The organism is Acinetobacter lwoffii, from assembly GCF_024129685.1.
Taxonomy (GTDB): domain Bacteria; phylum Pseudomonadota; class Gammaproteobacteria; order Pseudomonadales; family Moraxellaceae; genus Acinetobacter; species Acinetobacter lwoffii_X.
This window is the reverse complement of the sequence record NZ_JAMXXL010000003.1, coordinates 125107-145410: the sequence shown is the minus strand read 5'-3', so window position 1 is coordinate 145410 and position 20304 is coordinate 125107. Positions and strand designations below refer to the sequence as shown.

Sequence of the window (20304 nt, the reverse complement as noted above, 5' to 3'; positions counted from 1 at the left end):
CGTGAAACTTTGGCAGGCTTATCAATAAAACCGCTATGAAATATGTATAAAAAGCATTTTATTGATAGGTTCAATCTCGCTATCCTTGCCGGCGATATAATAGAAACTACTAGCTGTACGCCATGTATTTATATACTGATTTCGATCAGCAACTGATTAATGAACGTGTTGCACAGTTCCGTGACCAAACGGAACGTTATTTAGCCGGTAAACTCACTGAAGATGAGTATCGTCCGCTTCGTCTGCAAAATGGTCTGTACGTACAGCGTTATGCGCCAATGTTACGTATTGCCGTGCCATATGGTTTGATGAACTCAAAACAACTTCGTAAAGTGGCTGATTTGGCAAAAGAATATGACCGTGGCTACGCGCATATTTCGACCCGTCAAAACATCCAGTTTAACTGGCCTGCGCTGGAAAATGTGCCGGATATGCTGGCTGAACTGGCCACTGTGCAAATGCATGCGATCCAGACTTCAGGTAACTGTATCCGTAATACCACGACTGACCAGTATGCAGGTGTGGTTGCAGGTGAAATTGCCGATCCGCGTCCGACTTGTGAATTGATCCGTCAATGGTCAACCTTCCATCCGGAATTTGCTTTCTTACCACGTAAGTTCAAGATTGCAGTCTCTGCGCTTGAAGAAACCGATCGTGCAGCAACTGCATTCCACGATATCGGTGTGTATATCGTGCGTAATGAAGCAGGCGAAATGGGCTATAAAATCAAAGTCGGTGGTGGCCTCGGCCGTACGCCAGTGATTGGTAGCTTTATTCGTGAGTTCTTGCCACGTGAAGACCTGATTGCTTATTTGGAAGCAGTACTTCGTGTGTATAACTTGCATGGCCGTCGCGACAACAAATATAAAGCGCGTATCAAGATTCTGGTAAAAGCCTTAACACCAGCCGTATTTGCCGAGAAAGTTGAAGCTGAATTTGAGCATACGATTAAAACACTGAAAATCGATGCAGACACTTTGGCAAAAATGGATGAGAACTTCACGCCATTTGACTACCAAGATTATGCAGATGAAGATTTCACTGAACTGTTTGCACAATATCCAAAATTCAAACAGTGGTTCAACATTAATACCAATGCACATAAAGTGAAAGGTTATCGCATCGTGACGATTTCACTGAAACGTGCCGGAATTGCACCGGGTGATGTTAGCACCGAAGAAATGAACCTGATTGCAGACCTTGCAGATCAGTACACTTTCGGTGAGCTGCGTACCACGCATGAACAAAACATTTCCCTGGTCGATGTACCACAAAAAGATTTGTTCGCTGTATGGCAAACCCTTGACCAAAATAACCTGGCACGTGCGCATATCGGTTTCTTAACCGACATCATTTGCTGCCCGGGCGGTGACTTCTGTTCATTGGCCAATGCGAAATCCATTCCGATTTCTGAAGCGATTTCCCGCCGTTTTGATGATCTGGATACGATTTACAATTTAGGTAAATTGGATCTCAATATCTCAGGCTGTATGAATGCTTGTGGTCATCACCACGTTGGTAATATCGGTATTCTAGGTGTAGACAAGAAAGGCGCAGAATTCTACCAGATTACGCTTGGTGGAAATGCGGATCATGATGCGTCAATTGGCGACATTCTTGGTCCATCATTTGCAGCCGAAGTCGTACCAGATATCGTAGAAGAAATTCTGAATACTTATCTTGACCTGCGTCAGGATGGTGAAGAGTTTATCGATACTTATCGCCGTGTCGGCATTCAACCCTTCAAGGAGCGTGCATATGCTTAATACCGCACTTCAAGTGCTCTCTAAAGATGGCACGATTGCAGACAATACCTATCAATTGATTGGTGAAGATGGTGTTTTGCCGCAGGGTGATGTGGTTCTGACTGTGGACCAGTTAGACCAGATTGGCAATGTATCAGGTAAAAAAGCATTGTACTTAACTGTCGATGCTTCTCCTGAAAACCATGAATTTCCACTGGACCAGCTAGACGCAATCTTTATCGAGTTTGCCGGTTTTAATGATGGCCGTGGTTATTCATTTGCAGCACTTCTTCGTCGCCAGGGTTTTCAGGGCGAACTACGTGCCACTGGGGATGTGTTCAAAGATGTGTTGAACTACATGAAGCGTTCTGGTTTCGACACTTTCGTGATTAAAGAAGGTAAAGATATTCAGGAAGCTGCTGCCGGTTTGAATGATTTCAAAAATCCGTATCAGGCATCAACTGCGGTTGCACAGGCACATTATCAAACAGGTGCTTGATTTAAAAAATACCAATTAAAAGCTGGACTTAGGTTCAGCTTTTTTCATAACTTTAATAATTAAATTATAAGAATTTAAATATGAACTGGACTGAATGGCTGAAAATTTTAAAAACAGACAAATTAATTGCTTTGGTAATTGTGTTGGGAAGTCTCGCAATGCTTTACTTGTCTGAAATAACAGAAAATATTGATTTGCCTAATACGTGGCGGAATGTATTTTTTGGTTCAAGCATATTTTGTGGACTCTTTTTGATCTTAAGTTTAATAGTTTCATTAAGCTCATTCTTAAAAACTCTTTATGCGAATAGGGATCAAAAAATTGCATCACATGAGTATGAGCTTTTAGAATTTTTTGCAAAATCACCTAGTCAGGGATATGACATTAATAATATTTCTGGAGTGGATGAAACTGAAAAGAGATATTTAATAAGAAGCTTAGTTCGTAAAGGTATGTTGGATGATACTTATTCGGGGGAGTATTTTTATCTTACAGATAAAGGTAGAAAGAAAATTTTAGAGGAACGGAAAAGAAAACGGTCACGTAAAGGTTAGTTTCAATATTTTCTTGATTAAGGAAGGTAAAGATATTCAAGAAGCGGCTGCCGGTTTGAATGATTTCAAAAATCCGTACCAGGCATCAACTGCGGTTGCACAGGCACATTATCAAACAGGTGCTTAATTTAAATTAAGTTGCTGTCAAAAAGCCGGATTGATTTCGGCTTTTTTATATCTTGATAAAAACCTTTAATTTTCTTCAAGTTGACAGTTGATCATCCAGTGAATTCCAAACTGATCGCTTAAGGCGGCATAAAGTGCGCCCCAAAAGGTTTTTTCTAGCTGCATCTCAATTTGACCATTCACCGATAAAGCATTAAAAAGTCATTGTGCTTCAGCTTGTTCGCTGGCATCTAAGTTAATGGAAATATAGTGGTTATTACCTTGCGTGAACACGGTATGGGTTTGCGCGCAAAATTGATCATTCGTATCGGATGCCATCAGTTCTGTAAATTCGTTAATGGGAAGTGAGATATGCAGGATTTTATTTTGATCCGCTTCCGACAGTGTGACACCTTCTTCAGTTGGCATTTCACCATAACGACTCAGACTTGAAAATTCGCCTCCAAAAACTGATTTATAAAAGTTAAAGGCTGCTTCAGCCTGACCTTGGAAATTGAGGTAATGATTCAGTTGCATGGGAGAACTCCCTTTTTATTTTGCTTGCTTTAATCTACGCCACTTTGGGGTATTTTGCGTGAGCAAGCTTTATCAAAATGTAAGCGAAAAAAATCCTCCAGATCAGGAGGATTTTTAACTCCCTCTCCTTATATGGGAGAGGGATGGGGTGAGAGAAGAGGTTAGAGTAATTCAATCGCTACAGCAGTTGCTTCACCACCACCGATACAGAGTGCAGCGATGCCTTTCTTGCCACCCGTACGTTTCAGCGCATGAATCAAAGTCAGGATAATACGTGAACCGGTTGAACCCACAGGATGGCCGAGAGCACATGCACCGCCATTGATGTTGACTTTTTCAGGATCTAGCTTGAACTCATCGATTGGGCACATGGTCACCATGGCAAAGGCTTCATTGATTTCCCAAAGGTCGACATCAGAAGCGGCCCATCCAGTTTTATCTAGCACTTTCTGGATTGCACCGACTGGAGCAATAGTAAACTCAGATGGATGTTGCGAATTCGATGCATAGGCAACAATTTTAGCCAAAGGATTCAACCCTTTTGCTGCTGCATTGTCAGCCGAGGTAATTACTAAAGCTGATGCACCATCTGAAATCGAGCTGGCATTAGCCGCCGTAATCGTACCGTCTTTAGCGAAAGCAGGACGCAAAGTTGGAATTTTATCGATGTTGGCATTGAACGGCTGTTCGTCTTTATCAACGACTACATCACCTTTACGGGTTTTAACTGTTACAGGCACGATTTCATCAGCAAAGTAGCCTTCATTGACCGCAGTTTGCGCACGCTTTAATGAGCGAATCGCAAAATCATCCATCTGCTCGCGGGTATAACCTTTAGTATTTGCCATATCTTGGGCAAATGAACCCATCAAGCGACCTGTTTCAGCATCTTCCAAGCCATCCAGAAACATATGGTCCTTGATTTCACCGTGACCCATACGGAAACCGCCACGTGCTTTTGGCAATACATAAGGAGCATTGGTCATGGATTCCATGCCACCTGCAACCACGATATTTGCAGAACCGGCTTTAATCATATCTGCAGCTTGCATGACGGCTTTCATGCCTGAACCACATAATTTATTAATGGTTACAGCGCCAGTAGAATCTGGAAGACCAGCTTGACGCATTGCTTGACGTGCGGGGCCTTGTTTTAAGCCTGCCGGAAGTACACAACCCATAATGACTTCTTCAATATCTGTTGGTTGCAGACCCGCACGGGCAATGGCTTCTTTAATGGTGACCGCACCCAGTTCGGGCGCAGTTACACTTGCAAGACTACCCTGAAAGCCACCCATGGCTGTACGTGCACCATTGACAATTACGATGTCAGTCATTGTTCTCTCTCCGTATGAGTTTTAATCAATTTTTTCAAACTTAAGCAGTATATTGAAAAAAACTCAGGATTGAAGCGTTAATCGCAGCGAAGCATAAACTGGATAGTTCTGTTAGCAAGATGAGAGACTTTCAATCCTGATATGGCCCATTTTGCTGAGTACAATACGCTGTTGGCTAGAAAGATGGGTAGAACAATAATAGAAACTACCATTTGAACCAATCGGCAAGGCAGTATGTGCTTGATAAGTGACACTCGGTAAACTCAAAGTTCCTCGCCAACTTAGGTTACCGTATTTGAGGTTCAGTGCATCAATATGTAAAATTTGTTCGTCTACATCCACTTGCCTGTTTTTATTTTTATCAATAAAAACCAGCATGTTCTTGTTCCATTGATTGGCTTGGCAACTGAGAGAATCTTGGCTCGGGCAGATTACAATATTTTGATGAAACACTGCAGCCTGGCTGCGTGCATAGCGATTAATTTGAGATAATTTGATCGGAATATTTTTGGCTTCCTGTTTGGATCGATAGTCATGGAAGTACGGTAGGGCGATACTGACCAGAATTGCAATCATTGCAATACAGATAATTAACTCAACAATAGTGAATGCTCTTGTTATTTTTTTATACATAGAGTTACCTGATTTATATATTATTTTTATAATAAAGATGTTATTAATTATACGTTTTTTATGCTTTGTGGAGCCGAGTAATCAGTCCTTACTTAAGTTTCAAGAAAGTGATTAAAAAATAATTGGCAATCACCATAGGGTATTCAGAATAAAAAATTGAGTAAAAAGTTACCGAATTACAACGGAAATTGTAAGTAATTTTGTCAATAATTTACTTGATTAAATTAATCAAGCACTTGGAAAAATAATAAAGTGTTTGTATGATGCCATGTGAATAGCTTAAGAATAAAACTGGGGTAATAAAAAGCCTATCTCAGGATGGCCTATTGCGGGCTTGAGCTTGAACAACAATTTTTATCTCTGGAGGATAAATCCATGAAAATGAGTCGTATTGCTTTAGCTATGCTTGTAGCTGCACCTTTTGCTGCTGCAAATGCAGGCGTAACTGTTACTCCGTTGATGTTAGGTTATACATTCCAAGACACCCAGCACAATAATAACGGTAATGATGGCGAACTTACTAGTAGTCCTGAATTACAAGACGATTTATTCGTAGGTGCTGCTATTGGTGTTGAATTAACTCCTTGGTTAGGTTTTGAAGCTGAATATAGCCAAGTAAAGGGCGATGTTGACGGTGCTGCTGAAGGTGCAGAATACAAAGGCCAAAATATTGCAGGTAACTTCTACGCAACTTCTGACGTATTTACTGGTAACTATGACAGCAAAGTGAAGCCATACATGCTTCTAGGTGCGGGTCACTACAAATACGAATTTGAAGGTGTGCCACGCGGTACTCGCGGTAATGAAGAAGAAGGTACTCTAGGTAATGCTGGTGTGGGTGCATTCTGGCACATCAACGATGCCTTAGCGCTACGTACTGAAGCTCGTGGTACTTACCACTTTGACGAAAAATTCTGGAACTACACAGCATTAGCTGGTCTTAATGTTGTTCTAGGTGGTCGTCTGAAACCAGCTGCTCCAGTAGTTGAAGTTGCTCCAGTTGAGCCTGTAACTCCAGTTGCTCCAGCGCCACAAGAGTTGACTGAAGACCTGAACATGGAACTTCGTGTGTTCTTTGATACAAACAAATCAAACATCAAAGATCAATACAAACCAGAAATCGCTAAAGTTGCTGAGAAGCTAGTTGAATATCCAAACGCTACTGCTCGTATCGAAGGTCACACTGACAACACTGGTCCACGTGCACTAAACGAACGTTTATCTCTAGCACGTGCTAACTCTGTTAAATCTTCGCTTGTAAATGAATACAATGTTGATGCATCTCGCTTGTCTACTCAAGGTTTTGCTTGGGATCAACCGATTGCAGACAACAACACTAAAGAAGGTCGTGCTATGAACCGTCGTGTATTCGCGACAATCACTGGTAGCCGTACTGTTTTAGCTGAACAACCAGTTGCTCAATAATTCATTATTGAACACTCATTAAAAAGGCAGCTCTTCGGAGCTGCTTTTTTTGTGTCTGTATTTTGACTACACTTAGCCTGTTAAGATGTCGTTGAGTAAAAATATGAGTGTCGAAATTCCTGAAGACTTGCAAAATCTGGAAGCCAATAGCGGAATTTTTTCGATTTGGATGATTTTTCATCATTATGGGATTGATCTGCATATTCCGGACTTGGTTCAGCTCTGTCGCCATGATCCCGAGATGGGAACTTCAACTATTGCCCTTGCTGTTGCTTTGCGGACCTTAGGACTGGATGTCACTTTTTTTAGTGAATATGATGCAGACAAACAGCCGGTTGAGCTTGAGTTTTATCAACAAGCACATCGCTTAAATATTCCTGTTATAGAACAGCCATTGTCTTATGCAGAAATTCAGGAAAATGTAGAAGCAGGACGTTTTGTGATTGTGTTCTACGACACCTTAGACGGGGTAGGCAATCATTCACTGATCTATACAATCGATGAGAACGAAATCAGTTTCTTTGACAGTTTTGATGCTATGCCAGCCCAGGTATTTGAGCAGCAGCGTCAAGCAGAAGGAATTTGCCAGCAAGTGATTGTGATTGATGATCGCAATTTTGTGATGCGTCATAGTTAATTCAAGAAATAAAAAATCAGCCCGTAAGCTGATTTTTTTAATGAATAATTTTTTATTCCTGATCAAGTTTCATCGGCTGCACATCCATCTCTTGATAAGAGACCAGTTTGGTTTTTTTCTTCCATTTGTAGCCGAACCAAATCGCTAGGAATAGCGGAATACTGATATAGGTCGATAATACACCCATCCATTGACCGGCCAAAACATCCTGATAGTTCTGTCCGAGAACAACAATCGCACACAGGATAAATGCAAACCAAGGAGCAAAAGGAAAGAATTTAGCGCGATAAGCCAGATCTTCCAGTTTATAACCTTGAGCCAAATAACCTTTGCGGAAGCGGTAATGCGAAATTGCAATCCCGAGCCAGACAATAAAGCCACACATCCCTGACATGTTTAGCAGCCAGTTAAAGACTTCCTGTTCACCAAAGAAAGTAGTCAGGAAGCATAGAGCTGCGATCGCCGTAGTGGCATAGAGTGCATTCATTGGCACACCACGCGGGTCCAGACGCGCGAACATTTTAGGTGCACTACCTTTACGCGCCATATTAAACAGCATACGGGTAGATGAATACATGCCCGAGTTACCTGCAGATAGAATGGCTGTCAGGATCACTGCATTCATGATACTGGCGGCAAAGGCAAAACCGGCTTTTTCATAGAGTAGGGTAAATGGCGAAAGCGCAATATTATCTGTTGCAGCGGCCTGTAATAAACGTGGGTCATTATAGGCAATCAAGGTGCCGATAATGAAAATACACACAATATAAAACAACAGGATACGCCAGAAAATCTGTTTGATGGCCACCGGGATGGTTTTCTTTGGATCTTTCGATTCACCTGCCGCCACACCGACCATTTCGGTACCCTGGAAGGAGAATCCGGCAATCATCGCCACGCCAATTAATGCCTGGAAACCACCGACAAAGGGTGCATCACCAATGCTCCAGTTGGCAAATGCTTCCGCACCCGGGGTGAGCATGATCTTCACGATCATCCAGATTCCGATGATGATAAAAGCAATGATCGCGAGAACTTTCACCAGAGAAAAGAAAAATTCAGATTCGCCAAAGCCTTTTACCGTCAGGGCATTAATCCCGAAAATAATGGCAAGGAAAATGGCGCTCCAGTACACGCCCGGTATATCGGGAAACCAGAATTTCATAATGAACTGAACGGCAACCAGCTCAAAAGCTACGGTAATGGCCCAGTTGTACCAGTAGTTCCAGCCCAGAGCGAAACCAAAACCACCCTCGACATATTTAGTGCCGTAAGTGAAGAATGCACCTGAGGTCGGGTTATGTGTGGCAAGCTCGCCTAGACTGGTCATCAAGAAATAAATCATGATCCCAATCAGTACATATGCAAGTAGTGCACCGCCTGGTCCAGCGTTGGCAATGGTCGCCCCTGAGGCCAGGAATAGACCTGTACCAATTGATCCGCCAATGGCGATCATATTCAGATGACGAGCACCCAGCTTACGCTGCAGCTGCATCGTGTTTTGCGTTTCGCTCATCATGATTCCTTAACATTTTTTTGAGTGCTGGCGAAGAGCACTTTAAAGCCTTGTTGATCCGCTTTCACTGTGCAGCGACCAAAGTTTTGTTCAATCAGGGTCGGATAGTTCAAGAAACGGTTGGCCACGATCCAAAGCTCGCCGCCTGATTTTAAATGACGACGCGAGGTTTTACACAAGGTTTCACTTGCCGTGTAATCGGTCTCGATTCCCATATGAAAAGGCGGATTACTGACAATAGCATGCAGGAACAAGGGTGCATCCTCAATACCAGTAACCGCTTTGATTTCAATCTGTTCAGGAGTGAGCTGGTTTTCTGCAAAGGTCATTTGCGTAGAAGCCAGTGCAAAGGCATCGACATCCATGGCAAAAATCCGGTTTTTCGGATTCAACTTTGCCAGATACGCACTAATTACACCTGCGCCACAACCAAAGTCGGCAATCTTACCTGAAGTAACTTGTGACAAATAAGGTAATAGGGTGGCAGTTCCTACATCCAAACGGTTTTGACTAAAGACGCCTGGAAGTGCACAAATATTCAGGTCGCCATTTGGTGTCGATACGGTATAACGCTGTGCCCAGTCTGCAAGTGCTTTTTTCTCGACCGTATGTTCTAGAACCAATTGCCAAAGCTGGCAATGACGCGCGCTGTCAAGTTTGAGTGTTTTACCAAAAGGCTGCAACTGTTTGGCTGCGCGTTCTATCCCGCCTTTCTTTTCACCGACCAGAAAAACACTGCTACCCGGTTTAAGCTGTGCTGCCACAGTGTGCAGTAAATAATTCAACAGTTCTTTAGACTTGGGTACAAAAATAACGGCCTGATCAAACTCAGCTTCAGGTATCTCTGCACCAAAATGCACATCTGCTTGTTGTGACTGGAAATATTGAAAATCATTAAAATTCCATGTCCAGACAGCCGGATTGATAGAGGCATCGAATTCAGCGAGCAGATCATCTGTTGGTGCATTAATCAGTAAGATGCGACCCGACAAAAAATCATATTGTCTTAATAAAACTTCGCTTTTAGGATCCATAGGTATCTCTCCAATATAAATAACACTGCCTAAGTCTGACCTAGACAGTGTTCTTTGGACATGAAATTACTTCTTTGTTTCAGGAAGTACTACATTCAGAATAAGGGCAGCGATACCACCAGTAGCAACGCCTGAGCTAAAGATATTACGGAATAACTCAGGAAGATGTTCAAGAATTTGTGGAACTTGTGCAACACCTAAACCCAGTGCTAATGAAATCGCAATAATCAGCAGGGCACGACGGTCCAGATGGACACCAGACAGAATGTTAATACCAGAGGCTGCGACTGCACCAAACATCACCATCACTGCACCACCCAGTACCGCTTGCGGAACGGCCTGAATAATACCAGCAACTGCAGGCAACAAACCAAGAATAACCAGCAAAGCAGCAATCCAGATGCCGACATAACGACTCGCTACACCCGTCAACTGAATTACACCATTGTTCTGTGCAAATACTGAACTCGGGAAGGTGTTAAAAATACCGGCAAGGAATGAATTCGCGCCATTCACCAGTACACCGCCTTTAATGCGCTGCATCCATTTTGGACCATCAACTGGCTGGTTGGAAAGCTTTGAAGTCGCAGTGATATCACCAATCGCTTCTAAAGACGTCACCAGGTAAATGAATGCCATCGGAATAAACAGGCTCCAGGAGAAGCTTAAACCGAAATGCATTGGGGTTGGAATCTGTACCAACGGTGCATCTTTTAGACCAGAGAAATCCAGATGCCCCATAAAGCCCGCCAGAACATAACCACAGATCAGGGCGATCAAAATGGCAGAACTTTTTACCCAGGTAATCCGGATACGGTTCAGAATAATAATCAACGCCAAGACGGTACAAGACATGATCAGGTTGTCAGCATTGGCAAAAGTTTTATCGCTCATGGCCTGATAACCACCGCCCATACTGATTAAACCTTCTTTAATTAAGGTCAAACCAATCAGCAGCACGACAATCCCGGTCACCAGCGGTGTAATCAGTTTTTTGATCCAAGGCAGAATTTGTGACACGCCCATTTCAATAAATGCACCTGCAATCACCACACCAAAAATAGAAGCCATTACTGCTTCTACAGGTGTACCTGCAGCCACCATGGCTGAACCAATACCAATAATTGGACCGATAAAGTTAAAGCTGGTTCCTTGGACAATCAGCAGACCGGCACCAAAAGGTCCGACTTTTTTAGACTGTAAAAAAGTTGCGATGCCCGAGATCACCAAGGACATGGACAAAATCATGTTGGTGTCTTCTTTGGAAACACCGAGCGCTAAACAAATCAGCAGGCCAGGGGTCACAATCGGGACAATAATCGCTAATAAATGCTGGAATGCAGCTAAAAAAGCAATCAGTGGTTTTGGTCGATCTTCGAGACCGTATACCAGGTCGAGTTGATCTTTAGAAGGAGGAGATTGATTAAAATCAGACATGTGTCAATGCAAATTAAGGCTGGGTGGCGCTATTCTAATCGAGTTACACGTCTTTACAAAATCAAAAAAGCCCCAACTGGGCAAAAAAAGTTGAGGAGTGTGGTTACAGTGACTATAAAAGTTTTGTATTTTTCTGTATAATTTGCCCTCAAATTACATACGCATTGAATTTACATGTCAGATATTAAAACTCTCCGTAACATCGCCATTATTGCGCACGTCGATCATGGTAAAACCACTCTTGTAGACAAACTTTTGCAACAATCAGGTGCTCTCGGTGATCGCGCGGGTGAGATCGAGCGTGTCATGGATTCTGGCGCTATTGAAAGTGAACGTGGTATTACCATTCTTGCAAAAAACACTGCAATCAAATGGTTAGATGAACGTACCAATACTGAATACCGCATTAACATCGTGGACACCCCGGGACACGCCGACTTCGGTGGTGAAGTTGAACGTGTAATGTCGATGGTTGACTGCGTACTTCTTCTTGTAGACTCACAAGAAGGCCCGATGCCACAAACTCGTTTCGTAACGCAAAAAGCGTTCGCACGTGGTTTGAAACCAATCGTGATTATTAACAAAGTCGACAAGCCAAGCGCGCGTCCAGACTGGGTAATTGACCAAGTATTTGATTTGTTCGATAACTTGGGTGCTTCTGACGAACAGTTAGACTTCCCAGTTGTTTATGCTTCAGGCCTTCGTGGTGTTGCTGGTCCTTCTCCAGAAGAACTTGCTGAAGACATGACTCCGTTGTTCCAAACGATCGTAGACATCGTTGAACCACCAGCAGTTGATGTTGATGGTCCATTCCAAATGCAGGTATCTTCACTTGACTATAACAGCTTCGTAGGCGTTATCGGTATTGGTCGTATCCAGCGCGGTTCAGTGAAATTAAACACACAAGTAACTGTAATCGATAAAGATGGCAAAACACGTAACGGCCGTATCTTAAAAATCATGGGTTATCATGGTCTAGATCGCGTTGACGTTGAAGAAGCTTCTGCAGGCGATATCGTTTGTGTAACGGGTATCGATGCACTCAACATTTCTGACACCATCTGTGATCCGAAAAATGTTGAAGCTTTACCTCCATTGTCTGTAGATGAACCTACAGTATCGATGACATTCCAGGTAAACAACTCACCGTTTGCTGGTAAAGAAGGTAAGTTCGTAACTTCACGTAATATCCGTGAACGTCTAGACCGCGAATTGATTCACAACGTAGCATTACGTGTTGAAGATACTGATAGTCCAGACCGTTTCAAAGTATCTGGTCGTGGTGAACTTCACCTTTCAGTTCTTATTGAAAACATGCGTCGTGAAGGTTTCGAAATGGGCGTATCTCGTCCACAAGTAATCATTAAAGAAATTGATGGTGAAAAACAAGAGCCATACGAAAACGTTACTTTTGACGTTGAAGAACAGCACCAAGGCGCTGTAATGGAACAAATGGGTCATCGTAAAGGCGAAATGACCAATATGGAAGTTGACGGTAAAGGCCGTATCCGTATTGAGGCAACTGTTCCTTCACGCGGTCTGATTGGTTTCCGTTCTGAATTCCTGACCATGACTTCTGGTACAGGGATCATGACGTCTAGCTTCTCGCACTACGGTCCAATGAAGCAAGGTACTGTTGCGAAACGTCAAAACGGTGTACTGATTTCTATGGTTCAAGGTACTTGCCTGGGCTATGCACTGTTCACACTTCAAGACCGTGGTCGTCTATTCGCGAAACCACAGTTAGAAGTTTATGAAGGTATGATCATCGGTATTAACTCTCGTTCAGACGACATGACAGTTAACCCGACTAAAGCAAAACAGTTAACCAACGTACGTGCTTCTGGTACTGATGATGCGTTAACGCTGGTTCCTGCGATTGAATATACACTTGAGCAAGCGCTTGAGTTTATTGAAGATGATGAACTAGTAGAAGTAACACCTAAGTCAATCCGTATCCGTAAGCGTTTCTTGACTGAAAACGAACGTAAACGTAACCGTTCAGGTAAATAATCGCTAGATTATTTCGGGTTTTCAAAAACCGTAATCTTTTCGAAGATTACGGTTTTTTTTATATTTAAGCGATGCTCACATTGCAATTTACTAAAACGCATTAAATTAAGTCAAAATTAAAAGTATTTACTCAGGTATAATTTGACCCAAAACTTGAAAATAAAATATGGGAGCAGTTATGAGTATTATTCAAGAATTTAAAGAGTTTGCGATCAAAGGCAATATGATGGATCTGGCGATTGGTGTCATCATCGGTGGCGCTTTTAGCAAGATCATCGATTCATTGGTGAAAGACATCATTATGCCTTTAATTACCGTGATTACCGGTGGTGGCGTCGATTTTACGCAAAAATTCTTTATCTTAGGAAGAAACCCAGACAATTTACAATCTTTAGATGCCTTGACTAAGGCGGGTGTGAATGTACTGACTTACGGTAACTTTTTAACGATTTTAATTAATTTCTTAATCTTAGCCTGGGTCGTATTTTTATTGGTTAAATTCATGAATCGTTTACGTAAACAAGAAGGCCCAGTCGAGGAAACTCCGACTACCCCAGCCGATATTGAATTACTGCGTGAAATTCGTGATGAATTGAAAAAGCGTCCACCTCAAGTCTAATTTTTCTAATCCCCCTAAATCCCCCTTTTATAAAGGGGGAACTCCTCCCTTTGACAAAGGGAGGTAAGGAGGGATTTATAAATATTAAAAATCCATCCGAAACTTGATTTCGACCAAATGAAAACCAAACTGGCTTTTGACCGGACCATGTAATACACGTTCAGCGGCAGTAAATACCAATTTATCAATCACTGGAACCAGCTGGCCTTTCTTCACTTCACCTAGCTCACCGCCACGTTTGGCAGAATTACAGGTTGAATATTGTTTGGCGATTTTATTGAAGTCGGCGCCACTTAAAATCTTCTTTTTAAGCTGTTCAGCAGTTTCTTTATCTTTAACCAGAATATGACGCACAATGGCTGTTTTCATGACTTTTTCCCTCGTACAGTTGCCACTTTTTTGACAGGGAGCTGGATCTTTTTCAAAGGTTGGCATTCAGGACAAAAAACAGAAGCCCGTTGTCCCAATTTGATATTTTCAAGCGTGGTCTCGCAGTTCACGCACATCTCACCGGCACGGCCATAAGCCAACAGGGTTTGCTGAAAATAGCCATTTTCGCCCATGGCATTGGTGTAGTCTCTTAAGGTTGAACCACCCAGATCAATTGCCTGTTTCAAGATACGCTTGATTTCCAGCACTAGCTTTTCAATCTGCACCAAGCTTAACGTCGAGGCCGGTTGTGCCGGATGAATCCCCAGATTAAACAGACTTTCAGTCGCATAAATATTGCCTACGCCCACCACTATATGGTTATCCATAATTGCAACTTTGGTGCCAACATTTTTATTCTTCAATTTTTCAAATAAATACTTGGCATTAAAGTTCTCGCTTAAAGGTTCTGGCCCCAACGTGTCAATCAATTTGCTTTGTGATTGTGCATCCAGCCAAAGAATGCAGCCAAAACGGCGAGGATCATGATAACGCAGTTCGATATCTTCAAACTGAATGATTAGATGGTCATGTTTGCGTAATTCTTCATTGCTCTCGCATAGACGGAAACTCCCCGACATGCCTAAATGCCAGAGCATGGTGTCGTGTTCAAACTCCGCCAGAATATATTTAGAACGGCGAGTGAGCTTCAGTAATTTTTGCCCCACCAGCTTTTCTATATTCTCCGGAATAGGCCAGCGCAAACTTGACTGACGTACTTCAACACGTTTTACGCGTTGCTCTAATAAAGGCAATAAACTGGTTTTGGTGGTTTCAACTTCTGGTAATTCAGGCATAACACATCAGTGGCGAGGGAGATGCAGCTAATATTGGGTGAATTGGCTGGGATTGCAAGCGTTAATCTGGGTGAAATCGCTGGAAAATGACTGGGTATTTCATATTTATTTAAGCTGTAATTGTTTAAAGAATAAACTGGGTTTCTATGTTTTTATAGCGAATTTTCTTAGAAGTAAATCGAATGGAAATTATCAATACATTATAAGCTGATGAAAAATATATAAATAATTTAAGATTTTTTAAATAAAAATTATATTTTTATGTTTAAGACATAACTAAAAGTTTAATGAGTAATAAAAAAAATGCTGGGAATTTGTATGAAAAGTTATGTAAATTCATGCACCTAATAGCAATTTAAAAACCTTGCTTGTTTTTCTCTCCGAATGTTTAGGTTTTACATGAAATATTTAGGTCTAGCTCTATTGCCTTTAATGGCTGCCATGACAACCGCTCAGGCGGAATCTGCATTTGATCCACAAGGTCAGTATTTACTGGGGGACTGGAATGGTCAACGTACAGAACTGGCCCAACAGGGAATTAAATTTGAAGCCAATCTGTTAACCGATACCGCCTATCTTGCTGATGGTGGTCGTAATGAGGGCGCAGATCCATTAACTTCTGCCCAATTATGGCTGGGTACTCAACTGGATATGGAAAAGCTGGCGGGATGGAATGGTGTCACTGTACGTGCCTTGATGAGTGCACGCCAGGGTCAAAGTACCTCTGTTCGTGACTTGCAGGATCCCAGTACGCCGCAACTGGCCAATGTACAAGGTACTTTTGGGCGTGGTAATCAGGATAGCCGTCTGAGCGAGCTGTCTATTGAAAAGAATTATAAAGACCAAGGACTCAGTATTAAGGCGGGTCGTCTTGGTCTGGGTATGGACTTTAATGTCATGGCTTGTGATTTTGCCAGTACGGCATTTTGTGCTGCACAGATGGGTAAATGGCAGGGCAATATCTGGATGAATACGCCTGTAGCACAATGGGGTGCGCGCGTGAAGCAGCAACTCAATCCTGAACTTGCGGTACAAGTCGGTGTGTATGAGTTTAATCCCGATAATGGTAATGGCGCTAAAGAAGGTCAGGGCTGGAGTCTGGATACCGACCATGCAGATGGTGTGACGATTCCGGCAGAAGTGATCTGGACACCGAAATCATTGGTGAATGGCTTGCCGGGCAGCTACCGGGTTGGCGGGATGTACAATACGGCCGATGATGTTGCCAACCAAAAAGATATTGCCAATCCTACTGATGCCAAAAACCGTACCTTTGCAGGCTGGTTAGCTGTAGAACAGCAGTTAACGTCTATAGGTCAGGGCCGTCAGGGTTTGCATTCATTTGCTAACTTTACCTGGCATGATCGCGATACTAACAAAGTGGATAATTCACAACAAATTGGTGTGAAATATATCGGTCTTTCGGACAGCCAGCCGAATGATATTTTAGGTCTGGCGGTCAATCGTGTGCATGTGAATGATCGCTTTGCTGATTCACGGCCAGCTTTCAATGCTGATGCAGAATACAATATTGAACTGAACTATAGCTATAACACAACAAAGTGGCTGATGCTGCGTCCAAACCTGCAATATGTCATTAATCCAGGTTCAAGCAACAATGTGGATGATGCACTGGTACTCGGTTTGACTACACGAATCATCTTCTAAAGTTTGATCGTTCACGTTATAACTAAACAGGCTCTTGGGAGCCTGTTTTTATTTCTAGAGTGAAACTGTGCAATAAAAAGAGGAAATACAGCGTGGCATTACTATTTCAACCTATTCAATTTGGATCACTGCAACTTCAAAATAAAATCGTAATTGCGCCGATGTGTCAGTACTCTGCAACAGAGCAAGGGGAAATTACCTATTGGCACGAGCAGCAATGGGCCAACTATGCCTTATCGGGTGCAGGTTTATGTATCGTCGAAGCGACTGCGGTACAGCCAGAAGGCCGGATCAGTTATGCCGATCTGGGCTTGTGGAATGACGAACAGGCGAAGCAGATCAAGACCTTACTGGAAAAAGTTAAATCCATTTCCCCGATGCCTTTTGCCATTCAGCTCGCACATGCCGGACGTAAAGCTTCAACAGATAAACCATGGGCAGGTAAAGGTCAGTTTAAGCCGAATGAAGCACATGGCTGGCAAACTGTTTCTGCCAGTGATATTCCTTTTCAGGCCGATGAACATCCACCTAAAGCCTTAAGCCAGTCGGAAATTGAGCAGGTCATTGCTGACTTTGCAAAAAGTGCCAAACGTGCAGTTGAGGCCGGTTTTGACCTGATTGAGCTGCATGCAGCGCATGGTTATTTACTGCATCAGTTCATGTCACCGCTTTCCAATAAACGTGATGATCAGTATGGCGGTTCACTGGAGAACCGGATTCGCCTGACTCTGGAAGTATTACAAGCCATGAAGGCGGCGGTTCCAGAAGGTTATCCGATTGGAGTGCGTATTTCGGCCAGCGACTGGATGGATCAGCCAGATAGCTGGACTATTGATTCTTCAATTGAATTGTCCAAAGCACTGGAAGCTGCGGGTGCTGCCTATATTCATATTTCCAGTGCCGGCTTACATGCCAAACAGAACATCGATGTGAAGCCGAATTATCAGGTGCCTTTTGCAGATGCGATCAAGAAAGTCGTGAGTATTCCCGTGATTGCTGTAGGTTTGATTACTGAAGCTAAGCAGGCAGAAGATATTTTACAAAAGGGTCAAGCTGATGCCATCGCCTTGGCTCGTGCCATTCTTTATGATCCACATTGGCCTTGGCATGCAGCGGCAGCACTTGAGGAAAAAATCAAGATTTCACCGCAATATCTGCGCTGTGCACCGCATGGTTTGAATCACCTGTTTGAGCCTTTTTAACACTGCTTTAGTCTCAGAAATTCTTATAATGGAATATCACTGGCAAGAGGATACTGCATTATGATTTTTGCGGTCATTGTGCCCATATTTTTATTATTGGCACTGGGTTATCTGACTGTAAAGAGTCAAGTGTTAAGCAAAGAGCAGGTGGGGACGGTCGGTGCTTTTGTCATTAAAGTGGCCTTGCCCTTGCTGTTCTTTCAGTCCCTTGCCTCCAAAGACCTGCATGAAATCTGGTATTTTGAATACTTTGCCGTGTATAGCAGTGTGACCTTGCTGCTCTATGGTAGCGGCTTCTGGATTATGCGCCGTCATTTTCAGAATACGCATTCGCAAAGTGCAGTGCTGTCGTTGGGCGCTGCAATGTCAAATACTGGATTGATTGGTACGGCTGTGCTCAGCTTATTGATCGGGCAACAGGCGATGACCTATACCTCTCTGGTGGTCATCATTGAAAGCGTGTTGCTGATTCCGCTGGTGCTGGTCATGGCTGCGCTGGGCACACAACATCAGGCAAATCTTGGCGCCATTTTGAAAAGTGTACTGCTGACCTTGCTGAAGAATCCCTTATTTATGGGGGTCATGCTCGGCATGGCCTGTGCGGTTTTCCAGATTAAAATTCCAGTCTATCTCGATCAGGTCTTCGCCTTGATTGGTCAGACGGCCTCACCATTGGCCTTGTTTGCCATTGGCGGCGGGATCGTAGGAATGAGTCTGAAATATGTCAATCTGCAAAGTTTCTATCTGGTATTTTCCAGCAATATCATGATGCCGTTATTGATGTATCTGGGACTGAGCCAGTTAACTGATTTAAGTCAGGAAATGGTCCATGCTGGTACGCTCATTGCAGCTTTGCCGATGCCGACGATTTTTGGCATGTTGGGACAGGCGTATGGTCTGAATGATCGAACTTTAACGCCATTGTTGATGAGTACCATTGCCGGTTTTATCGTGACCAGTGGCTTAATTGCCTTGTGGTGGGGATAATCTTTTAGAAGATGGATGCTCCACCACAAAAAAAGCCCCAAATTGCATGGGGCTTTTTTATGTTTGAGTTTTATCGGTTCACTTAACTTTTCTTCGCAGGTGCTTTTTTCTGCTCAGCCAGCATTTTATCTACTGCTGCCAAAGACTCTTTGGCCTGTGGAACATTTTGCTGCGCCAGTGCGGCAAAGATTTTCTTCGCTTCTGGCAGATTTTGCGGAACAATACTGCCATTGGCAAACATATTGCCCACTGCCATCAGCGCCGGAATATAACCTTTTTTGGCCAGTTCCTGAATGCTGCTTAGACCTTGCTGAATCGGTTTTTCATCTTTATTTTTGAAACCGCTGCTGATGTCATATAAGGCTTTGGCATGAATGGCCTGCATATTGCCTTTGCTGATCAACGGTTGTAGCTTTTGCAGTCCGGCTTTATTTGACGCTGCCGTATTTTCAGAAAACAGCAGTATGGCCAGATCAATGCTGGCATCATCAAACTTGGCTGCCGAAGCGCGTTCCAGATGCTGTTTGGCTTTGGTCAAATCCTGTTTGAGTCCGAGTGTGCCGGCCGCGTAATTTTTACCCAATACATAATTGGCCACCGGATAGCCTTTGCTGGCAGACTGCTCATAGAGCTGAATGGCTTTTTTCTCGTCCTTGGTTGTACCTTGGCCGGTTTGAGTCAAATAGCCTAAGTTATATAAAGCTTGGGCATTTCCCTGACTGGCCAATTGATTTAAAGCGTCATAGGCACCTTTAAAATTATTGGCTTTGACCATGGCCTCAACTTTTTGGAATTGGGGATCGACTTGATCTTTTACGGTATTTGCCAGAGCGAATTGCCCAGAAAGGGCAAGAACTGTAGCGAGTACTAATTTTTTCATGGTTCCTATAACCTTATTATTGCTGGCACCTTATTCCTTGGTGCGGTTTTAATCATTTTCACTTACATCATAAAAGGATTTTGTGCTTTGTAAATATACAATTTGTCACTAAATACAAATCATCGAAGCACAATACACCGATTAAATCGATGCATGATTCGGACAGATTTCTGATCAATCCTGCAGATATCAAAAGGATTACTTTGCTTCAGCCGACTTCTCTGTTTAAATCTCGGTTTGAATCAGACTC

General features: G+C 43.0%; 18 protein-coding genes and 2 pseudogenes. 11 read left to right on the top strand and 9 right to left on the bottom strand.

Features of this window, described 5'->3' with window-relative positions; genetic code table 11:
* Positions 1-122 precede the first annotated feature (122 nt).
* The 4 genes and pseudogenes from NI464_RS02520 to NI464_RS02505 form a co-directional block, all read left to right on the top strand.
* Positions 123-1766, top strand: coding sequence for a nitrite/sulfite reductase (locus tag NI464_RS02520; RefSeq protein WP_004281706.1), 1644 nt, complete (start codon positions 123-125; stop codon positions 1764-1766).
* Positions 1759-2244 (top strand): DUF934 domain-containing protein, encoded by a 486-nt coding sequence (locus tag NI464_RS02515; protein WP_004645942.1) that lies wholly within the window; start codon positions 1759-1761, stop codon positions 2242-2244. The genes NI464_RS02520 and NI464_RS02515 overlap by 8 nt, the downstream gene beginning before the upstream one ends.
* An 80-nt stretch (positions 2245-2324) precedes the next feature.
* The gene (locus tag NI464_RS02510; protein ID WP_253137698.1) at positions 2325-2798 is read left to right on the top strand and encodes a hypothetical protein; all 474 of its coding nucleotides are present in this window, start codon (positions 2325-2327) and stop codon (positions 2796-2798) included.
* Position 2799: 1 nt separating this feature from the next.
* Positions 2800-2925: pseudogene (locus NI464_RS02505) on the top strand (DUF934 domain-containing protein); the annotation flags it as partial.
* A gap of 65 nt (positions 2926-2990) precedes the next feature.
* Here the strand turns inward: NI464_RS02505 and NI464_RS02500 are convergent.
* The 3 genes and pseudogenes from NI464_RS02500 to NI464_RS02490 form a co-directional block, all read right to left on the bottom strand.
* A pseudogene (locus NI464_RS02500) lies at positions 2991-3440 on the bottom strand (VOC family protein).
* Between the two features lie 161 nt (positions 3441-3601).
* Complete coding sequence (locus NI464_RS02495; protein WP_004732150.1) at positions 3602-4777, bottom strand: thiolase family protein; 1176 nt, start codon at positions 4775-4777, stop codon at positions 3602-3604.
* A gap of 111 nt (positions 4778-4888) precedes the next feature.
* A complete protein-coding gene (locus tag NI464_RS02490) occupies positions 4889-5410 on the bottom strand; it encodes a GspH/FimT family pseudopilin (RefSeq protein ID WP_071850807.1) in 522 nt (173 codons plus the stop codon).
* A 375-nt stretch (positions 5411-5785) separates the two neighbouring features.
* Here NI464_RS02490 and omp38 point away from each other — a divergent pair, with 375 nt between their 5' ends.
* Both omp38 and NI464_RS02480 read left to right on the top strand, forming a co-directional pair.
* A complete protein-coding gene (gene omp38 / locus NI464_RS02485; RefSeq protein WP_004645938.1) occupies positions 5786-6835 on the top strand; it encodes an outer membrane protein Omp38 in 1050 nt (349 codons plus the stop codon).
* A gap of 103 nt (positions 6836-6938) precedes the next feature.
* Complete coding sequence (locus tag NI464_RS02480; RefSeq protein WP_004732145.1) at positions 6939-7472, top strand: cysteine peptidase family C39 domain-containing protein; 534 nt, start codon at positions 6939-6941, stop codon at positions 7470-7472.
* A gap of 52 nt (positions 7473-7524) precedes the next feature.
* On the opposite strand, the gene NI464_RS02475 is transcribed toward NI464_RS02480, so the two are convergent.
* The 3 genes from NI464_RS02475 to NI464_RS02465 form a co-directional block, all read right to left on the bottom strand.
* Positions 7525-8988: an amino acid permease gene (locus NI464_RS02475; protein ID WP_004732143.1), complete on the bottom strand. Its 1464-nt coding sequence runs from the start codon at positions 8986-8988 to the stop codon at positions 7525-7527.
* Complete coding sequence (locus NI464_RS02470; RefSeq protein WP_004732141.1) at positions 8988-10022, bottom strand: methyltransferase; 1035 nt, start codon at positions 10020-10022, stop codon at positions 8988-8990. The genes NI464_RS02475 and NI464_RS02470 overlap by 1 nt, the downstream gene beginning before the upstream one ends.
* A gap of 66 nt (positions 10023-10088) precedes the next feature.
* Positions 10089-11459 carry a uracil-xanthine permease family protein gene (locus tag NI464_RS02465; protein ID WP_004281715.1) on the bottom strand — a complete coding sequence of 457 codons (1371 nt, stop codon included), beginning with the start codon at positions 11457-11459 and terminating at the stop codon, positions 10089-10091.
* Positions 11460-11633: 174 nt separating this feature from the next.
* On the opposite strand from NI464_RS02465, the gene typA reads away from it, so the two are divergent.
* Positions 11634-13472 carry a translational GTPase TypA gene (gene typA / locus NI464_RS02460; protein WP_004281716.1) on the top strand — a complete coding sequence of 613 codons (1839 nt, stop codon included), beginning with the start codon at positions 11634-11636 and terminating at the stop codon, positions 13470-13472.
* Between the two features lie 178 nt (positions 13473-13650).
* Entirely contained in the window at positions 13651-14091 is a 441-nt protein-coding gene (gene mscL / locus NI464_RS02455; RefSeq protein ID WP_004281717.1) for a large conductance mechanosensitive channel protein MscL, read from the top strand.
* Positions 14092-14175: 84 nt separating this feature from the next.
* On the opposite strand, the gene NI464_RS02450 is transcribed toward mscL, so the two are convergent.
* A complete protein-coding gene (locus NI464_RS02450; RefSeq protein ID WP_004281718.1) occupies positions 14176-14460 on the bottom strand; it encodes a peptidylprolyl isomerase in 285 nt (94 codons plus the stop codon).
* Positions 14457-15317, bottom strand: coding sequence for a bifunctional DNA-formamidopyrimidine glycosylase/DNA-(apurinic or apyrimidinic site) lyase (mutM, locus tag NI464_RS02445; protein WP_004281719.1), 861 nt, complete (start codon positions 15315-15317; stop codon positions 14457-14459). The genes NI464_RS02450 and mutM overlap by 4 nt, the downstream gene beginning before the upstream one ends.
* 399 nt (positions 15318-15716) lie before the next feature.
* Between mutM and NI464_RS02440 the strand changes: the two genes are divergently transcribed.
* The 3 genes from NI464_RS02440 to NI464_RS02430 all read left to right on the top strand — a co-directional run bounded on the left by NI464_RS02440 (position 15717) and on the right by NI464_RS02430 (position 19174).
* Positions 15717-16985, top strand: coding sequence for a carbohydrate porin (locus tag NI464_RS02440; protein WP_004732135.1), 1269 nt, complete (start codon positions 15717-15719; stop codon positions 16983-16985).
* 92 nt (positions 16986-17077) lie between these two features.
* On the top strand, positions 17078-18187 hold the full coding sequence (locus NI464_RS02435) for an NADH:flavin oxidoreductase/NADH oxidase (RefSeq protein WP_004732133.1): 1110 nt from the start codon (positions 17078-17080) through the stop codon (positions 18185-18187).
* 60 nt (positions 18188-18247) lie between these two features.
* Positions 18248-19174: an AEC family transporter gene (locus NI464_RS02430; protein WP_004732131.1), complete on the top strand. Its 927-nt coding sequence runs from the start codon at positions 18248-18250 to the stop codon at positions 19172-19174.
* A gap of 82 nt (positions 19175-19256) precedes the next feature.
* On the opposite strand, the gene NI464_RS02425 is transcribed toward NI464_RS02430, so the two are convergent.
* Positions 19257-20054: a tetratricopeptide repeat protein gene (locus NI464_RS02425; RefSeq protein WP_004732129.1), complete on the bottom strand. Its 798-nt coding sequence runs from the start codon at positions 20052-20054 to the stop codon at positions 19257-19259.
* Positions 20055-20304: the final 250 nt, after the last annotated feature.

Excerpts from the sequence above, each read along its gene's own strand:
- NI464_RS02520 (WP_004281706.1), top strand. The coding sequence starts at position 123 with ATGTATTTATATACTGATTTCGATCAGCAACTGATTAATGAACGTGTT.
- NI464_RS02515 (WP_004645942.1), top strand. The coding sequence starts at position 1,759 with ATGCTTAATACCGCACTTCAAGTGCTCTCTAAAGATGGCACGATTGCA.
- NI464_RS02510 (WP_253137698.1), top strand. The coding sequence starts at position 2,325 with ATGAACTGGACTGAATGGCTGAAAATTTTAAAAACAGACAAATTAATT.
- NI464_RS02495 (WP_004732150.1), bottom strand. The coding sequence starts at position 4,777 with ATGACTGACATCGTAATTGTCAATGGTGCACGTACAGCCATGGGTGGC.
- NI464_RS02490 (WP_071850807.1), bottom strand. The coding sequence starts at position 5,410 with ATGTATAAAAAAATAACAAGAGCATTCACTATTGTTGAGTTAATTATC.
- omp38 (WP_004645938.1), top strand. The coding sequence starts at position 5,786 with ATGAAAATGAGTCGTATTGCTTTAGCTATGCTTGTAGCTGCACCTTTT.
- NI464_RS02480 (WP_004732145.1), top strand. The coding sequence starts at position 6,939 with ATGAGTGTCGAAATTCCTGAAGACTTGCAAAATCTGGAAGCCAATAGC.
- NI464_RS02475 (WP_004732143.1), bottom strand. The coding sequence starts at position 8,988 with ATGAGCGAAACGCAAAACACGATGCAGCTGCAGCGTAAGCTGGGTGCT.
- NI464_RS02470 (WP_004732141.1), bottom strand. The coding sequence starts at position 10,022 with ATGGATCCTAAAAGCGAAGTTTTATTAAGACAATATGATTTTTTGTCG.
- NI464_RS02465 (WP_004281715.1), bottom strand. The coding sequence starts at position 11,459 with ATGTCTGATTTTAATCAATCTCCTCCTTCTAAAGATCAACTCGACCTG.
- typA (WP_004281716.1), top strand. The coding sequence starts at position 11,634 with ATGTCAGATATTAAAACTCTCCGTAACATCGCCATTATTGCGCACGTC.
- mscL (WP_004281717.1), top strand. The coding sequence starts at position 13,651 with ATGAGTATTATTCAAGAATTTAAAGAGTTTGCGATCAAAGGCAATATG.
- NI464_RS02450 (WP_004281718.1), bottom strand. The coding sequence starts at position 14,460 with ATGAAAACAGCCATTGTGCGTCATATTCTGGTTAAAGATAAAGAAACT.
- mutM (WP_004281719.1), bottom strand. The coding sequence starts at position 15,317 with ATGCCTGAATTACCAGAAGTTGAAACCACCAAAACCAGTTTATTGCCT.
- NI464_RS02440 (WP_004732135.1), top strand. The coding sequence starts at position 15,717 with ATGAAATATTTAGGTCTAGCTCTATTGCCTTTAATGGCTGCCATGACA.
- NI464_RS02430 (WP_004732131.1), top strand. The coding sequence starts at position 18,248 with ATGATTTTTGCGGTCATTGTGCCCATATTTTTATTATTGGCACTGGGT.
- NI464_RS02425 (WP_004732129.1), bottom strand. The coding sequence starts at position 20,054 with ATGAAAAAATTAGTACTCGCTACAGTTCTTGCCCTTTCTGGGCAATTC.